Source organism: Ruegeria atlantica (assembly GCF_013032005.1).
Lineage (GTDB): Bacteria > Pseudomonadota > Alphaproteobacteria > Rhodobacterales > Rhodobacteraceae > Ruegeria > Ruegeria atlantica_A.
Genome location: NZ_WQBE01000010.1, coordinates 49,998 through 71,877, shown reverse-complemented (window position 1 = coordinate 71,877; position 21,880 = coordinate 49,998). Strand labels below are relative to the sequence as shown.

Annotated in this window: 18 protein-coding genes and 1 pseudogene; 11 read left to right on the top strand and 8 right to left on the bottom strand. The window is 54.5% G+C overall.

Going from position 1 to position 21,880, the window contains the following annotated elements; genetic code table 11:
* The first annotated feature begins 5 nt into the window (after positions 1–5).
* The 7 genes from GOX21_RS16785 (at position 6) to GOX21_RS16755 (ending at position 7,463) form a co-directional block, all read left to right on the top strand.
* Positions 6–1,103, top strand: coding sequence for an acyl-CoA dehydrogenase family protein (locus GOX21_RS16785; RefSeq protein WP_217353050.1), 1,098 nt, complete (start codon positions 6–8; stop codon positions 1,101–1,103).
* The gene (locus GOX21_RS16780) at positions 1,100–2,200 is read left to right on the top strand and encodes an acyl-CoA dehydrogenase (RefSeq protein ID WP_170378721.1); all 1,101 of its coding nucleotides are present in this window, start codon (positions 1,100–1,102) and stop codon (positions 2,198–2,200) included. Before GOX21_RS16785 ends, GOX21_RS16780 begins: the two co-directional genes overlap by 4 nt.
* A 14-nt stretch (positions 2,201–2,214) precedes the next feature.
* Positions 2,215–3,360, top strand: coding sequence for an iron-containing alcohol dehydrogenase (locus tag GOX21_RS16775; protein WP_170378719.1), 1,146 nt, complete (start codon positions 2,215–2,217; stop codon positions 3,358–3,360).
* Between the two features lie 273 nt (positions 3,361–3,633).
* Positions 3,634–4,728 (top strand): TRAP transporter substrate-binding protein DctP, encoded by a 1,095-nt coding sequence (gene dctP, locus GOX21_RS16770; RefSeq protein ID WP_170378717.1) that lies wholly within the window; start codon positions 3,634–3,636, stop codon positions 4,726–4,728.
* A gap of 136 nt (positions 4,729–4,864) precedes the next feature.
* The gene (locus GOX21_RS16765; protein ID WP_170378715.1) at positions 4,865–5,323 is read left to right on the top strand and encodes a TRAP transporter small permease subunit; all 459 of its coding nucleotides are present in this window, start codon (positions 4,865–4,867) and stop codon (positions 5,321–5,323) included.
* Positions 5,320–6,627: a TRAP transporter large permease gene (locus GOX21_RS16760; protein WP_217353049.1), complete on the top strand. Its 1,308-nt coding sequence runs from the start codon at positions 5,320–5,322 to the stop codon at positions 6,625–6,627. Before GOX21_RS16765 ends, GOX21_RS16760 begins: the two co-directional genes overlap by 4 nt.
* A 38-nt stretch (positions 6,628–6,665) precedes the next feature.
* Complete coding sequence (locus tag GOX21_RS16755; protein WP_170378713.1) at positions 6,666–7,463, top strand: crotonase/enoyl-CoA hydratase family protein; 798 nt, start codon at positions 6,666–6,668, stop codon at positions 7,461–7,463.
* Between the two features lie 317 nt (positions 7,464–7,780).
* Here the strand turns inward: GOX21_RS16755 and GOX21_RS21760 are convergent.
* The 5 genes and pseudogenes from GOX21_RS21760 to GOX21_RS16730 all read right to left on the bottom strand — a co-directional run.
* A pseudogene (locus GOX21_RS21760) lies at positions 7,781–7,969 on the bottom strand (helix-turn-helix domain-containing protein); the annotation flags it as partial.
* A 228-nt stretch (positions 7,970–8,197) separates the two neighbouring features.
* On the bottom strand, positions 8,198–11,344 hold the full coding sequence (locus GOX21_RS16745) for a UvrD-helicase domain-containing protein (protein WP_170378709.1): 3,147 nt from the start codon (positions 11,342–11,344) through the stop codon (positions 8,198–8,200).
* Positions 11,341–13,959 carry a PD-(D/E)XK nuclease family protein gene (locus GOX21_RS16740; RefSeq protein WP_170378707.1) on the bottom strand — a complete coding sequence of 873 codons (2,619 nt, stop codon included), beginning with the start codon at positions 13,957–13,959 and terminating at the stop codon, positions 11,341–11,343. Before GOX21_RS16740 ends, GOX21_RS16745 begins: the two co-directional genes overlap by 4 nt.
* 205 nt (positions 13,960–14,164) lie before the next feature.
* A complete protein-coding gene (locus tag GOX21_RS16735; RefSeq protein ID WP_170378706.1) occupies positions 14,165–14,911 on the bottom strand; it encodes an RES family NAD+ phosphorylase in 747 nt (248 codons plus the stop codon).
* Entirely contained in the window at positions 14,892–15,281 is a 390-nt protein-coding gene (locus GOX21_RS16730) for an MbcA/ParS/Xre antitoxin family protein (protein ID WP_209016276.1), read from the bottom strand. The genes GOX21_RS16735 and GOX21_RS16730 overlap by 20 nt, the downstream gene beginning before the upstream one ends.
* Before the next feature lie 155 nt (positions 15,282–15,436).
* Between GOX21_RS16730 and GOX21_RS16725 the strand changes: the two genes are divergently transcribed.
* The 3 genes from GOX21_RS16725 to GOX21_RS21755 are packed head-to-tail and all read left to right on the top strand — an operon-like array spanning position 15,437 to position 18,293.
* Positions 15,437–16,579: a multiubiquitin domain-containing protein gene (locus tag GOX21_RS16725; protein WP_170378704.1), complete on the top strand. Its 1,143-nt coding sequence runs from the start codon at positions 15,437–15,439 to the stop codon at positions 16,577–16,579.
* Positions 16,576–17,967, top strand: a complete 1,392-nt coding sequence (locus GOX21_RS16720; protein ID WP_170378702.1) for a ThiF family adenylyltransferase — start codon at positions 16,576–16,578, stop codon at positions 17,965–17,967. Before GOX21_RS16725 ends, GOX21_RS16720 begins: the two co-directional genes overlap by 4 nt.
* A complete protein-coding gene (locus tag GOX21_RS21755; protein WP_368040032.1) occupies positions 17,964–18,293 on the top strand; it encodes a DUF6527 family protein in 330 nt (109 codons plus the stop codon). The genes GOX21_RS16720 and GOX21_RS21755 overlap by 4 nt, the downstream gene beginning before the upstream one ends.
* A gap of 151 nt (positions 18,294–18,444) precedes the next feature.
* Here GOX21_RS21755 and GOX21_RS16715 read toward each other — a convergent pair whose 3' ends face one another.
* The 3 genes from GOX21_RS16715 to GOX21_RS16705 form a co-directional block, all read right to left on the bottom strand.
* Entirely contained in the window at positions 18,445–19,053 is a 609-nt protein-coding gene (locus GOX21_RS16715) for a hypothetical protein (protein WP_170378700.1), read from the bottom strand.
* An 89-nt stretch (positions 19,054–19,142) separates the two neighbouring features.
* Positions 19,143–19,847 (bottom strand): RES family NAD+ phosphorylase, encoded by a 705-nt coding sequence (locus tag GOX21_RS16710; RefSeq protein ID WP_217353048.1) that lies wholly within the window; start codon positions 19,845–19,847, stop codon positions 19,143–19,145.
* Positions 19,844–20,260, bottom strand: a complete 417-nt coding sequence (locus tag GOX21_RS16705) for an antitoxin Xre-like helix-turn-helix domain-containing protein (protein WP_170378698.1) — start codon at positions 20,258–20,260, stop codon at positions 19,844–19,846. Before GOX21_RS16705 ends, GOX21_RS16710 begins: the two co-directional genes overlap by 4 nt.
* Positions 20,261–21,274: 1,014 nt before the next feature.
* Here GOX21_RS16705 and GOX21_RS16700 point away from each other — a divergent pair.
* A complete protein-coding gene (locus GOX21_RS16700) occupies positions 21,275–21,844 on the top strand; it encodes a hypothetical protein (protein WP_170378696.1) in 570 nt (189 codons plus the stop codon).
* The last annotated feature ends 36 nt before the right edge of the window (positions 21,845–21,880 follow it).

Sequence of the window (21,880 nt, the reverse complement as noted above, 5' to 3'; positions counted from 1 at the left end):
ATGCCATGCGCGTGCGTGTCCGCGCACATTTGAAGGATGAGATTGAAAGAGGGTTGTTCGATCCGGACTCCACCACATGGGCCAGTTTCGATCCTGATTTCGCCCGCCGTTTTGCGAAGGCTGGATTTCTGGGAGTGACCTGGCCTGAGCAATTCGGCGGTCAGGCGCTGAGTTTTCTTGAACGCTACGTCATCCTTGAAGAGCTTTTGGCGCACCGCGCACCTGTCGGCGCGTTTTGGATTGGCGAACGGCAAAGCGGGCTTCAAATCTTGCGCTTCGCTCAGGACGCCGTAAAGCAGGCGCTGCTGCCTCGGATCGTCGCCGGTGAGATTTCATTTGGCATTGGCATGAGTGAACCGAACTCCGGATCCGATTTGGCGTCTGTCCAGACGCGGGCCGTCAAAGATAATGACATTTGGACGCTGAATGGCGCAAAAGTCTGGACAACGAATGCCGATAAGGTTGACTACCTGCTTGTTTTGGCGCGCACGGGCGATGCAGGACAAAGCAGACACGAAGGTCTGACGCAATTTGTTGTCGACATGCGAACGCCGGGCATTTCGGTATCGCCTATTCCGGATATGTCCGGCGACAGTGAGTTTTGCGAGGTGGTTTTTGACAGTGTTGCCGTGCCCGCAGAGATGATCCTGGGTGTCCCCGGCGAAGGGTGGAGCATCGTAACTGCAGAACTTGCTTTTGAGCGAAGTGGGCCGGAACGGTTTTTGTCAGCCTATGGGCTTCTTCAAAATTACCTCGGTGTCGCCGCATCGGATCGCTCTGAAAGCAACGTTAAGAATCTTGGTGAAATTGTCGGAGACCTCTTGGTGCTGCGACAAATGTCTCTTGGCGTTGCGGGCATGTTGGAGGCCGGGCAAAACCCAAACGTTCAGGCGGCTTTGGTAAAGGATTTGGGGAATGCGTTCGAGCAACGGATTCCGGAACTGACGCGAACAGCATTGGACAGGTTTGACGAAACGGAACATATGGCAGCGTTTCAAGACCATCTGGACCAAACGATCCTGTCTGCGCCGTCCTGGTCGATCCGTGGCGGCACGCGGGAAATCACGCGGGGCATCATTGCCGCCGGATTGGAGCTCAGATGACCAGCCCGCTTTTTGATCTAATTCACGATACTGCAGAACGATTTCTGATGGATGTTTCAGGCCAGCAAAACTGGGTAGCGTTTGACCAATCTGGTGTGTCGCCGGGATTGATAGACAACATGCGTGCGACCGGACTTTGTTGTGCAGGCCTGCCTGAGGCACAGGGCGGTGCCGGTTTGTCACTGTTGGAAATGATGAAACTGGTGCAGCTCTCCGGCTACCATGCCTGCCCGCTACCGTTCTCTGAAAGTTTGGTGGGTCATTGGATCGCCGGGCTGGCGAAATTTGATCTGCCGGAAGATGCCATTTTGACCTTCGCAGACGACAAAGACCCTACATCTTTGCAACTGACAAACGACGGACGCGCAACGGGCGTCCTGCGGCAAGTGGCTTTTGGCGATGTCGCGACACATGTCTTGTGCAGCGCAAAGGACGTGAACGGTGAAGCCGTGCTTCTCTGCATCGAGGTGGCTGCATTGAACGACTTCATTCGGACCCGGCCTGACCTGGCTAAGCGGCCTCTAGTCGATTTCCAGCCAAATTCCTCTTTTACCAAGGCCGCTTACCCTGCAAGGAAGATTGCAGAAGACTGGGATTTGCGCGCCGTTGGCGCTTTGATGCGGAGCTTTGAGATGGCAGGCGCAATGCGCCGCGCTGTGGAAATGACCGTCAACTACGTTAAAGAGCGTAAACAGTTCGGGCGCCCTGTTGCAAAATTCCAAGCGGTTCAGCATATGCTGGCGATCGCCGCGGAACATGCGGCGGCAACGGAAACCTCTGCCCAATCGGCCGCTCTTGCTGTGTTTGGTTCAAATGACATGTTGCTCAAGATTGCCGCCAGTAAAGCCTGGGCAAGCAAGAGCGTCAAAATCGTCGCCGACGCATGCCATCAATCCCACGGTGCCATGGGATTCACCCAAGAATACCACCTCCACTACTTCACCCGCCGTCTTTGGGCATGGCGTGAGGAGTTTGGGTCAGAGTTTGAATGGCAAAGAGTCATCGGGGATACTGCGTTAGACGCCGGATCAGGCGCGCTTTGGGATTTGGTGATTGGACATCCTTTGGGTGAAGCCAACCAGCCTGCAGGCCAATGAAAATGGAGAATCACATGGCGCCCCAGGGCCAGATCAAAGTAAACCGACTAGACAACATCACCTATGGCGTTCCTTCCGCCACGTCTGTCGCCGATCACGTGGCGGAATTGTCTTGTGAACGTGTGTATCTGATCACCAGCGGGTCACTCGCGCGCAAGACGGACGAAGTCGACAAAATTGCAGCGGCACTTGGTGAAAAGGTGGTCGGGAGGTTTTCATCTATCCCTGCGCACTCTCCGCGCACTGCCGTCATTGAAGCAACGGATTCGGTTCGCAGGGCTCAAGCAGATGTGATTGTTACTGTAGGCGGCGGATCTGTAACCGATGCTGCCAAGGCGATCCAGCTTTGCCTTGCCAATGGCGTGACGACCGTCGACGGATTGACTGCTTTGTTAACGGCAGATGACGTCCAGTCTCCGGTCGTGCGTCAGATAGCGGTGCCAACGACGCTCTCTGGGGGGGAATTTACGGGCGTGGCCGGAGTGACCAATGAAGTGACCGGAGAAAAAGAAATCCACAAGCATCCAGAGATCGCACCCGTTGCCGTCGTATTGGATCCCGAGATTACGCGCCATACGCCAGAATGGCTTTGGACATCTACAGGCGTTCGCGCCGTGGACCATTGTGTAGAGGGCGTCAGTTCGTTGCAATCGAACGTCTACAGCGACACCCATGCCCTTCGTGGGTTGACGTTGCTAAAGGACGGCCTTTTGGCGTGCAAACAGAACCCTTCCGACATAAATGCGCGTTTGGATTGTCAACTGGGGGCTTGGCTGTCGATGGGCACAACCGCCAGCGGCGCGCCGATGGGGGCGAGTCATGGGATTGGATATGTTCTGGGCGCTTTATGTGGCGTGCCACATGGGCATACATCGTGCATCATGTTACCAGCGGTGATGCGATGGAACAAAGAGGCGAACGCAGTACGCCAGCAGCTCGTTTCGGAAGCGATGGGACACCCGGGGCAAGCGGCCGGGGATGTTCTGGCAAAATTTGTCGCCGTCTTGGGTTTGCCTCGTAAGCTGTCAGATGTTGGTGTTGGCGAAGACCGGTTTGATGAGATTGCCAGACAATCGATGAACACGCCGTGGATTCCACACAATCCCCGTGAGATATCAGATTCTTCTCAGATCCGCGAAATTCTCGAGATGGCGAAGTAACACTCAGTTTGCCTTGTCTACGTCAGGCTACTTTATTCCGACTGCAAAACAGTTAGTGGCCTAGGCCGCTCTCTTTTCGAGCGCAATTCCCTACGTTTGTTCACATATGTAGTTTATGGCCATTTATATATCTATTTTATAACACTTTTGCTGCCCAAGGGATAAACTCAAATCAACCGACGCAATCCTCGCGTCGGCCCAGTCGGCATTCAAAAGACTGCAAACAGCAGCAGTAAGGTGCTTTTAAAAACTTGTCCGTTGGGAGGACCAAAGATGAAAAATACCAACCCTTGGAAACGTTCGTTTGCGGCAGGCGGTGTGGCGCTTACATTTATGGCAGGCGCAGCGCAATCAGAAGAGACACTGACCTATGCAACCTATCTGTCAGATGTGTTCTCCGTCAGCAAAGCCTCGCATTGGCTGGTTGACGAAATCGAGAAACGCAGCAATGGCGAAATCAAATTTGAAAAATATGTCAGCGGCTCGCTTCTGACTGCACCTGACCTCTTCCCTGGCCTTGCAAGCGGTGCAGCTGATATCGTGATGGGTGCTCCCCACGCCTACAACGTCAGTGAATATCCGCTCGCGAACATTCTGATGCCCTATATGACGACGCAGATTGACGCGATCACCTACGCCTGGGGCGAACTATATCGGAACAACGCAGATTTTCGAGCTGAATACGAAAGAAAAGGTGTGAAGCCTCTGTTTGTTTCGCCCTATAGCGAAAACACCATCTGGTCCACGCGTCCGGTGGAAACCGTCGAAGACCTTGCCGGTCTGAAAGTGCGGGCAGTTCCTCCTGTGTCCATTGCACTGAAAGAACTCGGCGCGACGCCGGTTGCGCTGGCATGGCCGGAAGGCGTTGATGGGATGCGGCGCGGCGTGGTCGAAGGCATGTCCTCGGCGCCGTTTGACTCTGCTGTGAACGCGGGTCTGTATGAAGTCGCGCCTTACGTGACCGGGGCGGGGACTGGTGCGCTTGGTGTTGCAACCATCGCGATCAGCATAGATCGCTACAACAGCCTGAGCCCAGAGCTGCAGAAGATCATCGATGAGGTATCCGCCGAAGCGACAGCGAAAGGGTTGCAGTTCCTGGATCAGACAACCGATGTGGCGGTCGAAAAACTATGCGGTCTGAAAGAGCCTGTAACTATCAATGTGTTCTCGGAAGCCGAAGTTGCCAAGGCAAACGCTGTGGCATCGGCAAAGCTGGAAGAAGCATGGCTGGAACGTGCAAGCTCTGAAGCGAATGTTGATGGTGTGGCAATGCTTGCCGAATTCAAAGGATACATTCAAAAGTTTGAAGAAACCTCTCAATATGTCTCAGGGTTCGCTCGCTACAACGACACCTGCACGCAGAACTAATTCCCAGAAAAGAAGGCGCCTCGGCTTTTAAAGCCGGGGTGTTTTCGGCTATTCGAAAGATTCCATCGTGTTCAAATCCATTGATCAGATCGAACGCATCATCCAGGGTCTGGGGTCGGCAAGCGGCTTTGCGACAATGGTTATTCTTCTGATTGTTTGCATCGATGTCGTCGGAAGATCTTTTTTCAACGCTCCATTGGACGCAGGCGTTGAAGCCAGTGAACTCATGCTGGTTTCGCTCGTCTTCCTGGGCTTGGCGGCTGCTCAGCAGCGCAAACAGAACTTCGCAATTGATATTCTGTACAACAACCTGCCCGGCGTAGCTCAAAAAGGTCTAGACGTTATCGGATTTATCGTCTGCCTGGCCATCACGGTCACAATGGCGTGGCCCAGCACGATGCAAGCAATCTCTTCTTTTCAAAGAAATGAAATGGGTTTCAGCCTGGTTGCCTTTCCAATTTGGCCCGCGCGGATCGTGATCGCAGGAGGTCTTTGGCTATTGGCGCTGCAGTTTACCTTTGATTTGCTTCGGATCGTTCTGAACCGCCCCCGCGCGCTTGATGAAACAACACTTGCGGAAGGGTTCGCAGAATGATGTTTGCTGAATTGATCCCCGGCCTGATTGTTGTCGCAGTTCTGCTGGGCCTGCTGATAATTCGTATTCCTATCGCCTTTGCGCTTGCGGGTGCTGGCATCTATGGATTGGTTTCAGAACGCCCATGGCCCGCAGTAGAATATCTGCTGTCCACGTTTGCCTACAGTGCAACCGCGCACTACGCCTATATCGTTCTGCCATTGTTTCTGTTCATGGGGCAGATGGCGTTTTCGGCAGGGCTGTCGCGAAATGCTTTTGATGCTGGTCAGACCTGGTTGGGTCGGGTGCCCGGTGGTCTGGCTGCCGCAACGGTGTTCGGCTGCGCCGCCTTTTCCACAATCAGTGGGTCCAGCGTCGCAACCTCTGCAACTATGACCCGCGTGGCGTTGCCGGAAATGCTGCGTCACGGGTATCTGCCACGGCTTGCTGCAGGATGTATTGCGGCCGGCGGAACGCTGGGTGTTCTGATCCCGCCAAGCGGGATTCTTGTGATCTACTCGATCGCAACTGAGGCCTCGTTGGTGAAGCTGTTTATCGCCGCCTTTTTACCGGGGGTCATGACCGCAGCACTTTACATTCTGGGCATCTACGTATGGGTCAAGATCCGGCCCGAGCTGTCACCGAAACCTGCGGCAGACACCGCGCCAACAACGGCTGAAAAGTTCAAATCCCTCGGACGGGCGTGGGAGGTTGTGATCCTCTTTGCTGCAGTGATGGGCACGATCTATTTCGGCATCGCGACCCCGACTGAAGCCGCCGCAATGGGCGCATTGTTTGCACTGTTCGCTGTGCTCCGCCGCCCGAACCGGACAAAGAACGTGATCTGGGGATTGAAAGAAACCGGTGGCGCGACCTGTTCGGTGTTTGCCCTGGTTGTTGGGGCAGGGATGTTCAGTCTGGGCCTTTCCACAACACAATTGCCGACGCTGCTGGCGTCGTCATTTGCCGAGCTCGACTGGTCACCGACAGCGATGATCCTGATCATCCTGCTGCCTTATCTGATCCTGGGCTGCTTTGTGGACGGGATTTCCATGATCCTGATCACGATGCCCATCGTCTATCCGATTGTCTTACAGGTCGGCTTTGATCCAATCCTGTTCGGTCTTCTGGTCACCAAGGCCGTCGAAATCGGAGCCATCACACCGCCGGTCGGATTGAATGCTTTTGTCGTCAAAAGCATGGCGCCGGAAGTGGAGATCAAGGAAATCTTCATGGGCTGTATTCCCTTTGTCGTGATCGAGATATTCATCGTTATCCTTTTGATAACATTTCCGGAAATCGCGCTGTTCGCGATCACGGACTGATACAGTCGTCGCCCTGCCTGAAGAATTGAGAGAAGAAAATGAACGAAGAACTGCTTTACGAACAAACGGATGGGGTTGTGACCCTGACCATCAACAACCCCGAAGCGCGCAACCCATTGTCGGAGAATGTTATCGACGGGTTGGTGCGTGCTGCGGACCGCATCAATGCGGACAATGCTGTGCGATGTGTGATCCTCACCGGCGCGGGTAAGGCTTTCTCTGCCGGTGGCAACGTCAAGCACATGCGCGACAAAGTCGGGATTTTCGGCGAAACGCCCAGCCAAATGCGGGAGTCCTATCGCAATGGCATTCAGAAAATTCCCAAGGCTATCTACAACCTCGAAGTGCCCACGATTGCCGCAGTGAATGGGGCTGCAATCGGGGCAGGGTTTGACCTGGTATGCATGTGTGACATGCGTATCGCGTCAGAACACGCCAAATTTGCTGAAAGCTTTGTAAAGCTGGGAATTGTACCGGGCGACGGCGGCGCATGGTTCCTGCCGCGCGCGATTGGACGCTGCCGGGCGGCCGAGATGACATTCACCGGCGATGTCATCGACGCAGGAACTGCATTGGAATGGGGTTTGGTCTCGCGGGTGGTTTCTGGTGAGAACTTGATGAGTGAAGCCAAAGCTCTGGCTGCTCGTGTTTCCGTTAACCCACCGCATTCGCTTAGGCTGGCCAAAAAATTGATGCGCGAGGGTGAGCAAGCGTCACTCAACAGCCTGCTGGAACTGTCCGCTTCCTTCCAAGCACTGGCGCATCACACCCATGATCACAGCGAAGCAGTGAATGCCTTTTTTGAACGACGAGCAGGAAGTTTTCGCGGAGACTAAGCGACACATTTTGAGTGTTAGGATGTTGCTTCTTGAAGGGAATAGTCCGTCGGTTCTCAAGAATGATAGCTATGACCGGCATACTGCAGCTCTGGAGCATCAAAATCCAGGTGTGTGATTTGTCATTAGGATTTGTAGCGAAGCGGTTTGAGGTTGCGTCCGTGGCTCTACGAAGAAAGGGCGCGACGCTTTCTCAGCGCTGAATTCAGGAAACGCGTGCTTCACTCCCCGAGCGTATAGGTTGGCAGGCACTTTGTTTTTCGAAGTGTCAGCCAACTGGAAGGTGAACAAATAGGAATTGAGGTCATCGACCATGATCCGAAGTAACCTGGGTATTTGCGAGGAAGGGAGTCATCAGCCCAGAAGTTGCGTCTGATCTCGCGGAAAATCGTTGATTTGTGACGTTTCAGAACCCGCGCCATTTCAGCGACCGGGACCTTCGCATGCCACCAGTTTTCTATTCTACGACGTTCAGACAGCGACAGTTGCGAATAAACGGCTCCCATGGCAATATCCTCTCATTAGATAACACGTTGTTTTCTAACAAGAGTCGCACTTCAGGGTAGCGCGCTCCCTCCGCACATATATGATCGTATAAGCTTAATTATGTTAAATATAGGCTACCCCGCGCTGCCCAACTTTTAATCTACCTCCGCAACGTTTTCATACAAGGCGGTTAACAGAATTCTTGCCGCTATAATCTGACAAACAGAACCCGGCCACATCATCCTGATCTAAGCTGAGACGCTCTCTACTATTGGCAAAACTGAAACTGTGCCTTCGCTCATCCAGTTGATCGCAATTCCGTTGAGTTGTTTTTCCGGCCACTCCTTTCGGATCAGATCTGCATACGCCCTGAGTTGAGGCCGATAGGTAGCGAAACGCGCCTCTGGATCGGGACAGGCGCCAGACTTGTGGTCTACGATCAACAAGCCGTTCGGGCCTTCGGCCAACAAGTCGATGATCGCATTGGTCTCGGAACCATCCTCAACTACCCGCTGGAGAGGCAGTTCGAAATGCAATCGGCTATAGCCTTGATCATCGAGCCAAGCGGTGAGTGCTTTGGCCTGAACCGTGATTTCTTCAAGGGTTTTCTCCGACAGACCGGTCGCGGCTTGCAGTTGATCGGCTTTGTCCGGAAATTGGACAAGTACACGAAACGCCAGATGCCATGCCGTTCCGCGTGCAGCCGGATCAACCACTTTACTGTCTGTGACTGGTGCTCCAAGGTCTAGTGTGGTCAGCTCACCAACCGCTACTTCGTCTACGCCCTCGAAAGTCGATGGACTTTGCCGCCATGCAGTCCTGTCAGCCGACCTTAATGCGCGCCTTTCACCAAAAGCTGGCCGCGCTGTGTGTTCCGCAACTGATGGCGTTTCGGGGGCGTCTGTTTTCCCGTCAATAATCTGTGCTTGAAAGGTGCGGCCACAAAGGGAAATCCCGGCTTCGTTCACCGCAAGACCCCCGTGATCCCGCAGAATGTCTACCATCCGCTCAGGCAACACTCGAGCAGCCCTACGCTCTTTTGGCAAAGCCAAGATCAGTCTGTCTCGCGCGCGTGTCAGTGCCACATAGAGCTTGCGCGTGGCGTCTTTCATGTCTTCTGGATGGCGCGGTGCATCAAACAATTGCTGACTCTCTGGGGCTGCAAAGTCTGGCAAGAAGCCAAGGCCAGCGTTGTCGAGCACTCTTGAAAGGTCGTCGAAGCTTTCGAATTCAGCACGCAAGGTGCCCGGCCGCTCGGCGATCTTCTGGTCAAGACCAGCTACGATTGTGATTGGCCATTCTCGGCCCTTCGCAGAATGCCATGTGCAAATCTCTACACCATTGCCCGACCAACTATCGGGGTTTGGGTGGCGATCCCAGTCTCTTTCCGTCTGCCCCGAAATCCAACCAAGGAAAATCTGCATGTTGCAGCCATGGAAGCCGGCTGCGGCGCGGAGCCCGGGAAACATCCGGTCAAACTCCTGCGCTTCACCATCCAGACGGGCCAAATCCGCTAAGGCCTGTGTCGCGTCGGGCATGCAGGTAGCCCAGTCTCGCAAACCGGTAGACTGCAGCACCAAGGCAACCGCGTCAGCGATCGGAAGCGTTTCGATTGCTTGGTTCAACCCTCTAAGGGTCTCCAAGGACTGATGTGTATATAGGACTCCATCCACGGCGTTGCGAAGAGCATCCTCCAGCGCCACACGAGGTGGCCCTAGCGTGAGCCAGGTAAGTGCCGCGTATTTATCATTTGGGTCAGACGCGTAGGCCAGCGCCGCGCGCGCTGCACACATAGCAGGTGCGTTGAGCCAGCCCGTCTGCTGAATGCGGACAGGAATGCCATGTGCCTCGAGCGCTGCGGCGACACTGCTGGCATGACCGTGCGTGTAACACAGCACAGCGATGTCTTCTGGACGAACGGAACGAAGCTCTTCTCGCACTTTGTCGAACACATTTGTTGCGTTGGCCAGAAGCTCGGCGACTCGGTTGGCGATGCAGGGAGCTGCTTTCACGAAGTCGCTACGTGGCAAGTTCAGGGCTTCGAATGCCGTCTCACCGGTTTCAGCCCTCACTGGCGAAAGAGCATCATAGTTATCTGGGAAGAGTGTTGGTCCAAGGGTGTTGACGAGTTCCATGATCCGCGGATCGGATCGCCAGTTGCGGTCAAGCGGTGCAATAATATCCGGATTGGCCGTTTGCAGCGCTGCTGACAGCCGGGCGTCTGCGCCCTGAAATCCCATGATCGACTGTTTGGTGTCTCCGACGATGAGTGCATGCTTGGAACTACAGGCAAGCCGCCAAAGTAGGGCGAACTGAACCGGGTTGGTGTCCTGAAATTCGTCGATCACCACACAATCGATCTCGCCAATAACCGATTGCAGGATTGCGGGGTCCCTACCAAGCAGGGCTTCAGTTTCAACGATCATGTCGGCATAGTCGATGAGGCCCGCCACGCGCTTTGCAGTTTGATAGGCGGAGAGAACCTCCTGTGCACCGGACACAATTGCGGTGAGATGGGCGCAAGCATCCTCTAGCGGCCCCGGATGGCGTGGCAAGCAATCTGCAGCTGCGACCACGGCAGCTGCGCGTTCGTCGTAGCCCTCAGGGGTTTGAGAGCCCCGCTTCGACTGACGAAGATTTCTCAGCTTTTGCCATAGTTTCCAGTCTCTCTCCAAAGCACCGGGCTCCAAAGCGCGACGCAGATCCTTGTGGTTGCCGGAAAAATCCTTCACGGCAGAAACATTACCTTGGAATTGACTTGCAAGGTTGTGCGGAAATGCATCCAGAAGAGACTGCACCGCCCGTCTCAACGCATCTGTCAAGGCGGAACCATCGGCTTCGCATTCGCCATAACCTTCGGTCAATTCCGCCAGCGCTGAGATCAGAATGTCCGGAGAACTACCTCGCTCGCCCAAGCCTCGGATCAGATCGACAGTTTGCAAGAGTTTCGCGCGGAATTTCTCCTCGGCACTCATGCCTGTCTGGGGATCCCAAGCATAACCAAATCGTGCCAAGCCAGTCATCAACGGCTTCAAGGCCTCACAACGCCCCATCTCCAAGCGGATAAGAAGATCGCGCTCGGGATCTGTCAAAAGACGGCTCTCGGGGGAACGCCCGCCGGCGAAGGCATGTTCTGTCAGAAGTCGCTGTCCTAAAGCGTGGATAGTACCGATGTATGCTCGGTCAATCTCAAGCGCATCCCCGATACGCCTCCGCGCCATCAATGCGCCACGGATACGGTCTCGCATCTCCGAAGCAGCAGCTTCCGTGAATGTTACTGCCAGAATCCGGCTGGCGGAAACCTCGCCACCCACCACCCAATCGGCAAGCGTTTCCTTGATGTGATGGGTCTTCCCGGCCCCTGCTCCAGCCGGAACAAGCGTGAGATGTGTCATGCTTTGTCCTCCTCGGGCAAAGTAAAGGCCGCGACCAGAGGATTACCTTCGAGTGCGTAAGCTTTGATGCCGCGCTCTTTCTCGAGCCGCTTGGCATCGCTCTCTCGGTTCAATCGCACTGTCCCAGCCCCAACCTCTGTGACGGCTCCGGCCAGATGCGACATGGCATTCACTGAGACGTCTTGGGACGCAGCTTCAACACGGGCAAGGCCCGTTCCAAGGTCATCGGACAAGACAGTTGCGTCGCGCGTTGTGTGATAGGCCGTGACGATCTGAGCACCGTCTTCTACCAATCGTGTTAGCGCGGTCTCTTCGTTGGGACGCTCCAGCATAGCGCGATAGAGTGCGACCTGTAGGTCCCAACCCTTTGACATGCGGTCGCGGCGGTTGCCGGCTCCTGATCTCTTGTGATCAACGACGAGGATACGTCCGTCTGGCAACCGTAACAGGCAGTCGGCCTTGCCATGCAGAAGCAGTCCACCATGATCACCAGTAAGATCGATTTCGTTGTGCAGAATGGTCGCGCCAGTCTCGCTCAAAAAACCGGCCCAGGTTCTTGCGACGTCAAACGCTTCGCTCAAAAGCGATTGGCGCTCCGTGGCCCATGATGCGCCGCTGAGCCATCTCGCGTGTTTCTTGATCGCTGCATCGAGAATATCCGGCAGTGCGGCTTCCAGTGCTTCCGCCTCTGGGATTGGCACGTTTTCAGGGAAGGCATCTTCGAGGACCTGATGGATGATTGTCCCGAGTGTCATCACATCAAGGGTTTCTGGCGCCCAAGTACGGTCTTTCGCATCAAGTTCGTCGAGCAACCAGGCCAAAGGGCTCACAAGCAGGGTTTCGAGGCGCGAGGGCGATTGCGGCAACATCCGCCCCTCATCATCATGCCGGACGCGGAGAAGATCGATGCCGGGTTTGTCCGATGTCCCAAGACCACGGTTGAGCTGTAGAACGCCGTCTTCCGGCAGTTCAGCTCTGCCCCCCTGCGGAAGGCTCTGCGGCACACCCTGGGCGACGGGCCATTGATCATGTGGCAGAACTCGAACGTCCTGCGCAATGTCTGTTGGTTTCTCAGCACCGAGCATATGGCTGATCAAGGCCAAGCCGGTGGAAGGTGACAAAGGTTCACCGAGCAGGTTTTTCGCCGGTGCGAGGAGTGTCAAACCTTCTGTCCCAGCACAAAGTTGACGACGGAAGAGTTCCAACCCACGCGCAAGCTTCTCCCGGCGGCCTTTAAGTTGCAGACCGGTTTTCTGGCGGATCAAGGCAATTTCAGCCTCGGTGAAGAAGGGGTCCGAACCAGGGCTGCGTGGCCAGCGGTTACCATTCATCCCAAGAACCAGCAGCTGGCGAACGGGCCGCCACGGCAGCGCGTTCTCCACGAAGAGTGACACCCCTTCCACAAATCGTTGATGTCCAACGGTGCCGATCTGGTTTGGCGCAGCGAGCTTGTGAAGCAATGCCCAATCGAGCGTTTCGCGGGTGTTTGCGCGCAGCGGCGCGATGTGTGGCTGCAAGTTGGTGTCAGAAAGACATTTATCAACCACGCTGAGACGTGCGAACAATTGCTCGGGTGTCTGCGATGGCTGCAGCGCTTCCAGCAGTTCCTTTGCCGATCCTGTCAACTCGGAGGCAGTTTTGGACCAGCCGTAATCCATTACTTCACGGGCCATTTGGTGACCAACGTCGCGCGTCCAAGGCATCAAGGGAGAGACGTATAGGGATGCCAGCGCCGTGCGCGGAGAGGGCACTGACAACAGGACCAGCAGGAGCGAAAGGAGTTCGCTTGTTAGGTCTCTCTTGGCTGCTTCCTCCGGCGTACCCGAAAGCGGCAATCCGAGGTGTTCGCAGCTTTCTTGCAGTGCCAACATATAGGCTGGGTCATCAGGTACCAAGAGCCCTATTTCGCCCGGGCCATCAACGCTGCCGTCATCAATCATGCGTTGTGCAAGTGCCGCCGCAAACTGTGCTTCTTCCCTCGGATCACGCAGACCGAAACAAGACACGGTGGGATCGCGCCCAACTTGGTCCGTCGCAGCTCCCAAGTGTTTTTGGATGGTACCATAGCCACCAACTGCCGGCCCATCACCTCGCGGCTGACGGCGCCTCCAACTGGTTAGAATTGCTTCTGGTGCGGCGCCGTGTTGATGGGTCAGAGCCTCGACAAGTGCAGCCTCTGCCGCATCAGCGTGTGGACACGGCAATGGATCAAGGACCGGCAGCGGCTCGAGTGCTTCTTTCGCCTCAGAGCAGATCACACGCGCCCAGGCCGCCAATGGCTCAGGCAATTTGCCTAAGTCCTTCCAAAGATCTTTCAAAGCAACGAGATGTGTTTTCGCACGGCATTCTTGCAATGCCGAAACATTGATTTCATCAGGACTGAGACTCTGCGTAGATCGAACCACAGCTGTGAGAGCTGCTTCGATGGCGCGCGTTGTCTCTGCGGGAGCGGCCTCAAAGCTGGCGCTCCAAGGTGCGTTCCGTCCTTCGAGGGTGGCAACCAAGTCCAAATCACGGGGTTTAGGAGCGAGATAGGTTTCGCGCAACAGGTCATCTGTCACAAAGCGCACGGCTCCGGTAATGGGGTTGGCGGTCAACAACGGATCAATACGCATCAGTGGTGCTCTTTTGGAAATTTTGTTGGAGAAAGTGGTTTTTAACTATCTTAACTACTCTATCTTAAAGTTGAAAAGGCTCAATCCAGTGCACTCCTAAAATGAAAAATTCACGTCTGCAGTGCTATCGGAGTCAGCGTCGGTTTAGGTTCACCGTATGGGATCAAGCTCAGTTCTCAAGGTTCGGGGTCCTATTTAGGTTCCTTCAAGCTGCCAAAACTAACCTCTCGCCTCGGAGATCGTCTGGATCAATGCTATTGTCCTCATCACTGCCTTTGCTGTCGAAGCAGTATAGATTTGTGATCCTTGTACCATCCCAGTTGTATCGGAAATGCTCACACTGAACCGCTTGGCCCAGAACATCACCCGTCAAGATAGCTATTTTCGAACCTGTCGGACGTTCGGGGCAATTGAATAGAACACCATCAAAACTGTCTTTGCTCCTGCGCTCCAAAATGGATCTCCCGAATGCTCTTCGAGTCTCGAACGACATATCTGATTGAATACCGCGAGCATCCAAAAAATCGCCTTCAACAGGTCTACTTACCATTCGCATATCCACGCCAATTGGAGGCTCGGCAGTGCGGTTCAGAAATAGCTCGCGCTTTGCCACAGACACAGCAAGTGCCGTTTGCTTCTCTGCCGAAAGCTCAAGGCATTTCGTAAATTGGTCAAAAAACCAACTTCCCTCAGGATTAGAATAAGTGAATGGAGCATGATTCCAATTCTGTAACTTTGGCGATCGTTCAAATTGAGCGTCAGACGTTGCCCCAATGGCCCGATGCTTCTCTCGAAGGCGCGGATTGTATAGCTCAGCAATTTCCGCCACTTCTTCGTGCCGACCAGAGGAGATCCTGGTGTACAGCGCAACGGGCGGAAACCGGGAAGGGATCAAAACGAAGTAGTTTCCGTTTTGCCTCGTGATTGGTAGTTTATCCGCCTCGTTGAGCATCTAGGTATTCTCTCACTTTGTAGATATCGACGACGCTACCGCCCATCATGTGTTCTAGAGCACTTATGTCGCCGAAATACTTGTTTGGGCGTTTTATCCAACTGTCCGCCGACAAGGGATCGGGGAGCAGGATTTGCAGGCACTTATATATTCCAAGTAGGTGCGAAATTCGTTCAATTGTGTCGTTCGGCAGATTTCCTCCTTCTTTCTTCCACTTGAAGAACGTTGAGCGGCCGGGAGATCCCAGCAGTCTAATTTGCTCCTCAGTTGATAGCTTCCAATCATCCGCGAGGTTCGAAAAGGCTTCCATCATTGCTGGAATCGTTTTTGCTCCCGCGTCGCTTCCGACGGCGGGATTAAGCTGTGGCATACATTTTCCCTCCAATAGTCCAAAAATGGACTTGCGTTCAAGAAAGTCTCGATATAGATAAGTCCGTATCGGGACTTGTTGGCAGTATTAGTCCAAGCACCCTGAGATGCAAGTGAAACTTGTCGTTTGACGGCAAAGAACAAAGGACTGCTACCATGCAGAGTATGATCGACATTGAAGACTGGGTGCGCGCCCAGCCAAACGCGCAAATTCCTGAAGCTAAGAGCTACCGTTTGCGTTTGTGGGACGGAGATGGCTTTGACGAAAAGCGCTCGCTGAGCGATGCTAAACCGTCAGGTCGGCAGATTCTGGATGCCTTTGACCAATCGCCGGCCGATGAGCATGTGTTGCTCTACCTCCCTCGTCGCGAAAAGCTGGAAGTGATAGAACTGGACGACACCATCGATCTGCGAGTGCGGGGCCCTGAGCGCTTCTTTGCATTCAAGACCGATCGTCTCCTGAACTTCATCGTGAACGGACACCGGTTCAGCTGGGGAGCATCGACGATTTCTGTCGCTCTCATTCGGCTCATCGCCCGGATTCCTGACAATGACACCCTTTTCCTGGAACGCATCGATGCACCTGACAAGGAACTTACTGATGACGATACAGTCCGTCTGTCAGGCAAAGGTCTTGAACGCCTTGTATCGCGCCAGCCGTCCTGGAAGCTCAATGTACAGGGTGTGTTGTTGACGCTGACATCTCCTGTCGTTGTGGTCAAAGATGCCTTGGCACAGGCCGGTTTTGATCCGAGCGCTGGATGGATTGCGATCCTGAAGCGGAGGGGTGAAGCGAAACTCCAGATCGCGCTGACCGACACAATCGATTTGACCCTTCCGGGGATCGAAAAGCTTCGGCTGACTCCAGCTCAGATCAACAATGGCGAGGTGCAAACAGCGCCTCGCCGTGAATTCGGACTGTTGGAAAAAGACGAGGCATATCTGAATGAGCGCAGCTTGCACTGGGAGACCTTTGTCGATGGTGGTCGCCGTTGGCTTCTGCTGAGCAACTTCGTGCTGCCAGAGGGCTATAATCACTCGGTTGTCGACATCGCAATTGATGTGCCGCCAACCTATCCTCGGTCTGAGATAGACATGTTCCATTGCTTTCCCCATCTGACGCTCGGCAATGGCCGTGTCATTGGCGAAACATCGGGGCGGACAGCCATCGCAGGTCAGACCTTCCAGCAGTGGTCCCGTCATCTGAACGGTCAGACGCGTTGGAATCCTGCGACCGACAGTGTGATGACGCACATTGCTGTTGTTGAAACTGCGCTTTTGAAGGAGGTGGGCGAATGACGAGAAGTCTCACCTTAACAGAGCGTCAGCACGAGGAACTACGGGGCATGCTGTTTCCAGGTGACGGCTTGGAAGCAGCGGCGATCCTGATCTGCAGGTACACCGGTCCAAAACGCGAAAGACTGATCGTTGCCGATATCTTGAATGTGCCTGATGGCGTGTGCGCTACCCGCAAGCGAGATTTCGTGAGCTGGCCAGGTTCAAGTATCGAAGAGGCTATCGACAAGGCCGAACAACATGCCGACGCTATAGTATTGACCCACAGCCATCCTGGAGGCGGGCTCAAGTTTTCTCGTGTCGACGATGCGAGCGACCGCGTAACTATGCCGGGATTATTCGCGGCAATCGAAGCAGATGGTCCCTATCATGGGTCCGCAATCATGACGCCAGATGGAGCGATGAAAGCCCGCGTGTATGACGAAATTGGCAGGCATCAGAAGATTGACCAAGTCTGGCGCATTGGGAGGAACATTACGAACCTCACTACGCCCAGTGCATGCCATGTCATGCCCTTTGGAAAGCAGATGACCGATTCCTTTGCTCGTCAGACCGCATGCGTGATCGGTGTGTCCGGTACTGGAACTTTGGTCGCCGAACTGTTGGCGCGTAAAGGTGTCGGCCATTTGATTCTGATCGATTTCGACACAATCGAACACAAGAACCTCAACCGTATCGTCAATTCCACCATCGCGGATGCCGATGAGAACCGATCCAAAACACAGATGATGGCCGAGGCTATTGCGCGATATGCACCCAATACCAGAGTCACCATCATCGACGCGCCTATTGATGAGCGAAAAGCGGTCATCGCAGCATCATCTGCGGATATCCTGTTCTCTTGTGTGGACAGCATGGTCGGCCGGAGCATCGCTGAACTAATTTCGCGGTACTGTCTGATCCCATTGATCGATATGGGTGTCACGATCCCGACACGTAGGGATGCAGATGGCCATCCTCACATTGCAGACGTTTGCGGGCGCATCGATTTCGTGAGCCCCGATGGGCCAAGTTTGACTGATCGAGGTGTGGTGACGGCGGAGGGATTGCGCGCGGAATACCTGCTTGCCAATGCGCCTGAAGCAGCCAAACGGGAGATTGAGGCTGGGTACATCTCGGGGGTTCACGAAGAGGCGCCCTCCGTCATGGCACTGAACATGCGGGCTGCCTCCGATGCTGTCTTGGAATGGATAGAGCGTCAGTATCTCTATCGGCTCGACGGTAGTACTGGCTTTGCGCGCACGCTCTTCTCTCACGCGGCGGGCGAAGTTGAGCACTTTTCGGAAGATGATTTCGCGTGCGATTCAGTACACGGCATAGCGCAGGGTCTCGTCGAACCACTACTCGGAATACCGGGCCTGGCGCGGCCCAACCGAAAGGATGCAGCATGAGAATTGGTTTTTGGCTCAGATCCCTTTGGCAACGTCATGGTCCCAAGAGACGGCTTGTTGTCGTCGAAGGAGATACACCCCCAGCACCAATCCCTTCGCGTCACGTTTATCTTTGTCGCGACGACGGCGATGATTGGTCAGTAGCTATGCGGTGCCCCTGCGGTTGCGGGGATGACCTCGAGCTCATGCTGTTGAAAGAGGTGAAGCCCAACTGGTCGCTGAAGACAAAAGAATACGAGGCCCCGACCCTTCGGCCATCAGTTTGGCGAAAGTCTGGTTGTGGTTCACATTTTTGGCTCCGCAATGGGCATATCCACTGGTGCTGAAGGAACTACCCCTTCCCTTCCACCAGCCGCGGTTCTTGTCGGACGTCAGCGGCGCATGACCGCCATCCACCTGCACGGTCGCGCGATCAGTAAGGACACGTACTTCTTGATGGGGAATCAATCGTCGGCTGCAGCGACTTGATACGGACGCCTATGGCTTGAGAAGCTCAGTGGCAACCCTTACGTTCTCCATCACGCCACCGCCAATAGGCATGTCGAGCATCGACATGAGATGAACAAGATCGGCGTAACCGATACGTTCAACACCTTTTCGACTCTTGAGCGTACCGTCCCTGGTCAACTCAACGCCCCAGTTCTCTGAAAAGCCACTGCTTGAATTATTTGATCTCGAAATTGGCAAAACCCGCACATAGTCAAACCCGTGTAGCACAGCGTATCGGCGATTCATGATGTGGTGAATGACTTTGCCGGAAATGTCAGCACCAGGAAAAGCCAGCCTGTATGCTCTTCGATATCCACCGTATTTCGGCTTTACCCACAGCTGGCGCTTCGGGTTCAGGACATCGGCGTTCGGATGCTTCCATATTTTCAAGTTTGAGGATGCCGGACCACACTCAGCATAGACGAGCAACGCGTTTTCAAACCGTGTTCCCGAGAGCTGTTCTACCTTTTGACCAACATGTTCCTTTATTGCACCAACGCTTTCAGCCGCTATGGGGACAAGCAGGCTCTCTGGCATAGCTGCTTTGTGTAGCGCGCGCTCCTTTCCTCCAGGATCGGGCTGCAATAAGGGGGTCATGTTAGAAAGCAAGTCCGAAGTACAGCATCGAATGGTGCGCCGACTTTCTTTGATCAACAATCTTGCTAACAATCATCGTGGTGTTTCACTTATTCTTTTGAAATTGAAGGGATCGGCTCCCCAGCCCATTCGAACGTCCAGGTGTCGCCTTGACGAACATTCTGGACCAAGTGCGGTCGCAGAGCGACCAGGCATTGTCCCCCATCGTGTCGGGTGGAGGGATAGAGTAACCCGTTTCCGCCTGAACCAAGCACGTCCTGCGCAAGGGTTTGACCGGCCGGGTATGCGACCGCAGTATCGGGACTCAGTGCATCCTCCCCTGCCCCGCCATTGAGATCGTGCAGTCGCGTTGTGAACCCTGCGAGCAGTTCACGGTAGGCCGTGATGTTCTCGTAGATGCCCGTCGCCTCGAGTTCGCGCGTCAAGTGCCAAGCCACTTCGGTCTGCGCTGTTTCAATGGAATTCTCTCCATAGCTTGCGTACCAGGCGCCGCGCTCCGGTCCGTTAAATCGGTTGCCGGTCGCCTTGGTGTAGCAAAAAGCAGCATTCACATAGGTCCATCCGTACCCAGCCGCCTCGGTCAGAAGCTCGGCTGGATCGAGACCGCCGGGCACGGGAAGTGTGACCGTGCGGCGTGCAGAGGTGAAGCCCTCAATCTGTTCCAGGATTGCCAGGTCGTCCTCATCGTCCGCCAAGGGAGCCATCGCGGGCTCGTCAATATAGGCTGTCGAGATCAGACGAACTGTCGTTGGATCTGTAAACTCTACCTCTTCGAGGTCAGAAGCTCTGATCACACGCCGCCCCGAAGTGCATCTATGTGTTGTCGAACTTTCATCATTGCCGGGATGCCACCTGCGCACATGATCTGAACTGGACTCTTTCCATTAAACCCAGGACCGGAGTTTGCAGTTTTTGGCCATCCATAGGTCAAAGGACCGTTGAACAGGAGCCGCAGGCCTTTGAAGAGACCGATTAACAGACTCGCGCGTGTGACCTTGTCTTGGTCGAGAACGCCCTTGTAGGTGCCAGACTTCATTCGGCTCCAGGTCGCACTTGGTACATCGAAGAGTGCAGCTGCTTCAGCGTTGGACAAATCCCAGGCGTCGGCTGCGCTAACAACGGCTTTGACGATCGCCGCGATCTTGTCTGCCTCCGCAACAGGTTGCACGATGCCTTGATCGGGCGCGTACTGGATTGGTTTCAACATGACTACTCTCCATATGATGTGACCAAGATAATCATATGATAGATCATGTCAAGGATTCATTAAGAATGCGCTCGTTGGTTATGAGAAACACCGCCACGAACCGATTGTTGCTAAAAGTGACTTCAATTGAAATGTTAGGATGAAGGTTCAGGGCCTTACTACGATGACGATTGGCAAAACCCGGCACAAACTCATGGCGCTCAGCGGCGATGCCTTGGCGCTGACCAGGCTCTTAGCTGCGCCCGGAGCCGCGTTGCTCACGTCTCCGCCGTTCGGCGTCGATCCTTCGTGCATATCTCGGATGAGATCGCGGGCGAGACCGCGAACGCTTGAGACAGCGGTCAACGCAGTTTTTTACACCGACCAATGCTCTACTATCTATATCGGAGCGTTTCCTCACTCCCGCAGAATCTGATGCGGAACCATAGTCAACGCCAAGTGGCTATCGGATTCTTTCTTGCGATTCTCTGCGCGATCCCGGCGTTTGACTCGCAACGTGTTGTTTCGATGCGATTCGGTCTTTGTGACTAAAACCCTGATAATACGGGCTGCACAGGGTGTTTTAGTCGGGGTTAGACGCTTCGGTTCTCTGGTTAAACCAAAATTCTCAAAAAAAGTGACAGGCCTCTGAAAGGCCATAGAAGCAAATTGAGCATAATTGCGGGTCCTGAGGACCGATTGCATCAAAACAGAGGCGAGCTCCGTTCTACAGGCTCACAAACGGCTTCCAGGGGTACTAATTTACGTTTGACCCCCAGACAGACAAACCACTAGTCAACCTATTGTTGTAGAACGATTTTTTTCTTGATCCGATGAATCATGCCCGGGTATTCGGGCATTGAGCGGTGCTCATCGAGAAGAATGGTACCCTCAAAACCAACCCGCGCCACCCGATGGTGCCAAGAAAAGGAGCAGCCCATGAGGCAGTTAAAAATCACAACGAAAGCGACAGACGCGCAGCTGGCAGGCTTGACGGCAAGCATAGAACAATTGTTGCAGAAAAGGTCCAAAGCCGTGGCAGAGATCAGCCGTCTGGGGGAGCAACGGCAAACCTCTGACCAATGCAACAAGGATCAACCAGATGCCATTGAAGACAAGATTGGCGGTGTTCGGGCAGAGCTCCTGGACATCGAAATCAACCTGATACAATACCGTTCAGAACAGGCCGATCTGGAAAACACACTCCTTCAGCCACTGGCTGAATGCCTGGATCGCGTCAATGGAAAGGCTGCAACCTACACGCTGGGGGCAGGAGACATAATACTGCTCGCAGAAGAAGTAGAAGATGTTCTCAACCAAAAAGGTGTGAAGCAGAAAAACCGGGCCGGCACCGAGATTGAATTTCGCCCCGGCGGGAAACAGGCCTCCAACCGGTATGCGAGAATGGCAAGTGCAAGTATCACGACGCGGGTGAAACTGCGCCGGGTCAATGACGGCTGGCGACTGGTTGAAGCGGCCCGGGACCGGTGTTTTGTCAACCAGCCCGAGTTCAGGCAGATCCGCATTCGACCCGCCGCGCATGCCGACATTCTTCGAACTGCAACGGACGGCATCACGGTACTGCGCGGCGCGCCTGAAACCTGACGCCCCTGCTCTGTCTGCCGCCTGAATCAGACACCG

Coding starts and splice junctions, on each gene's coding strand:
- GOX21_RS16785 (WP_217353050.1), top strand. CDS start 6: ATGCGCGTGCGTGTCCGCGCACATTTGAAGGATGAGATTGAAAGAGGG.
- GOX21_RS16780 (WP_170378721.1), top strand. CDS start 1,100: ATGACCAGCCCGCTTTTTGATCTAATTCACGATACTGCAGAACGATTT.
- GOX21_RS16775 (WP_170378719.1), top strand. CDS start 2,215: ATGGCGCCCCAGGGCCAGATCAAAGTAAACCGACTAGACAACATCACC.
- dctP (WP_170378717.1), top strand. CDS start 3,634: ATGAAAAATACCAACCCTTGGAAACGTTCGTTTGCGGCAGGCGGTGTG.
- GOX21_RS16765 (WP_170378715.1), top strand. CDS start 4,865: ATGGTTATTCTTCTGATTGTTTGCATCGATGTCGTCGGAAGATCTTTT.
- GOX21_RS16760 (WP_217353049.1), top strand. CDS start 5,320: ATGATGTTTGCTGAATTGATCCCCGGCCTGATTGTTGTCGCAGTTCTG.
- GOX21_RS16755 (WP_170378713.1), top strand. CDS start 6,666: ATGAACGAAGAACTGCTTTACGAACAAACGGATGGGGTTGTGACCCTG.
- GOX21_RS16745 (WP_170378709.1), bottom strand. CDS start 11,344: ATGACACATCTCACGCTTGTTCCGGCTGGAGCAGGGGCCGGGAAGACC.
- GOX21_RS16740 (WP_170378707.1), bottom strand. CDS start 13,959: ATGCGTATTGATCCGTTGTTGACCGCCAACCCCATTACCGGAGCCGTG.
- GOX21_RS16735 (WP_170378706.1), bottom strand. CDS start 14,911: ATGCTCAACGAGGCGGATAAACTACCAATCACGAGGCAAAACGGAAAC.
- GOX21_RS16730 (WP_209016276.1), bottom strand. CDS start 15,281: ATGCCACAGCTTAATCCCGCCGTCGGAAGCGACGCGGGAGCAAAAACG.
- GOX21_RS16725 (WP_170378704.1), top strand. CDS start 15,437: ATGCAGAGTATGATCGACATTGAAGACTGGGTGCGCGCCCAGCCAAAC.
- GOX21_RS16720 (WP_170378702.1), top strand. CDS start 16,576: ATGACGAGAAGTCTCACCTTAACAGAGCGTCAGCACGAGGAACTACGG.
- GOX21_RS21755 (WP_368040032.1), top strand. CDS start 17,964: ATGAGAATTGGTTTTTGGCTCAGATCCCTTTGGCAACGTCATGGTCCC.
- GOX21_RS16715 (WP_170378700.1), bottom strand. CDS start 19,053: ATGACCCCCTTATTGCAGCCCGATCCTGGAGGAAAGGAGCGCGCGCTA.
- GOX21_RS16705 (WP_170378698.1), bottom strand. CDS start 20,260: ATGTTGAAACCAATCCAGTACGCGCCCGATCAAGGCATCGTGCAACCT.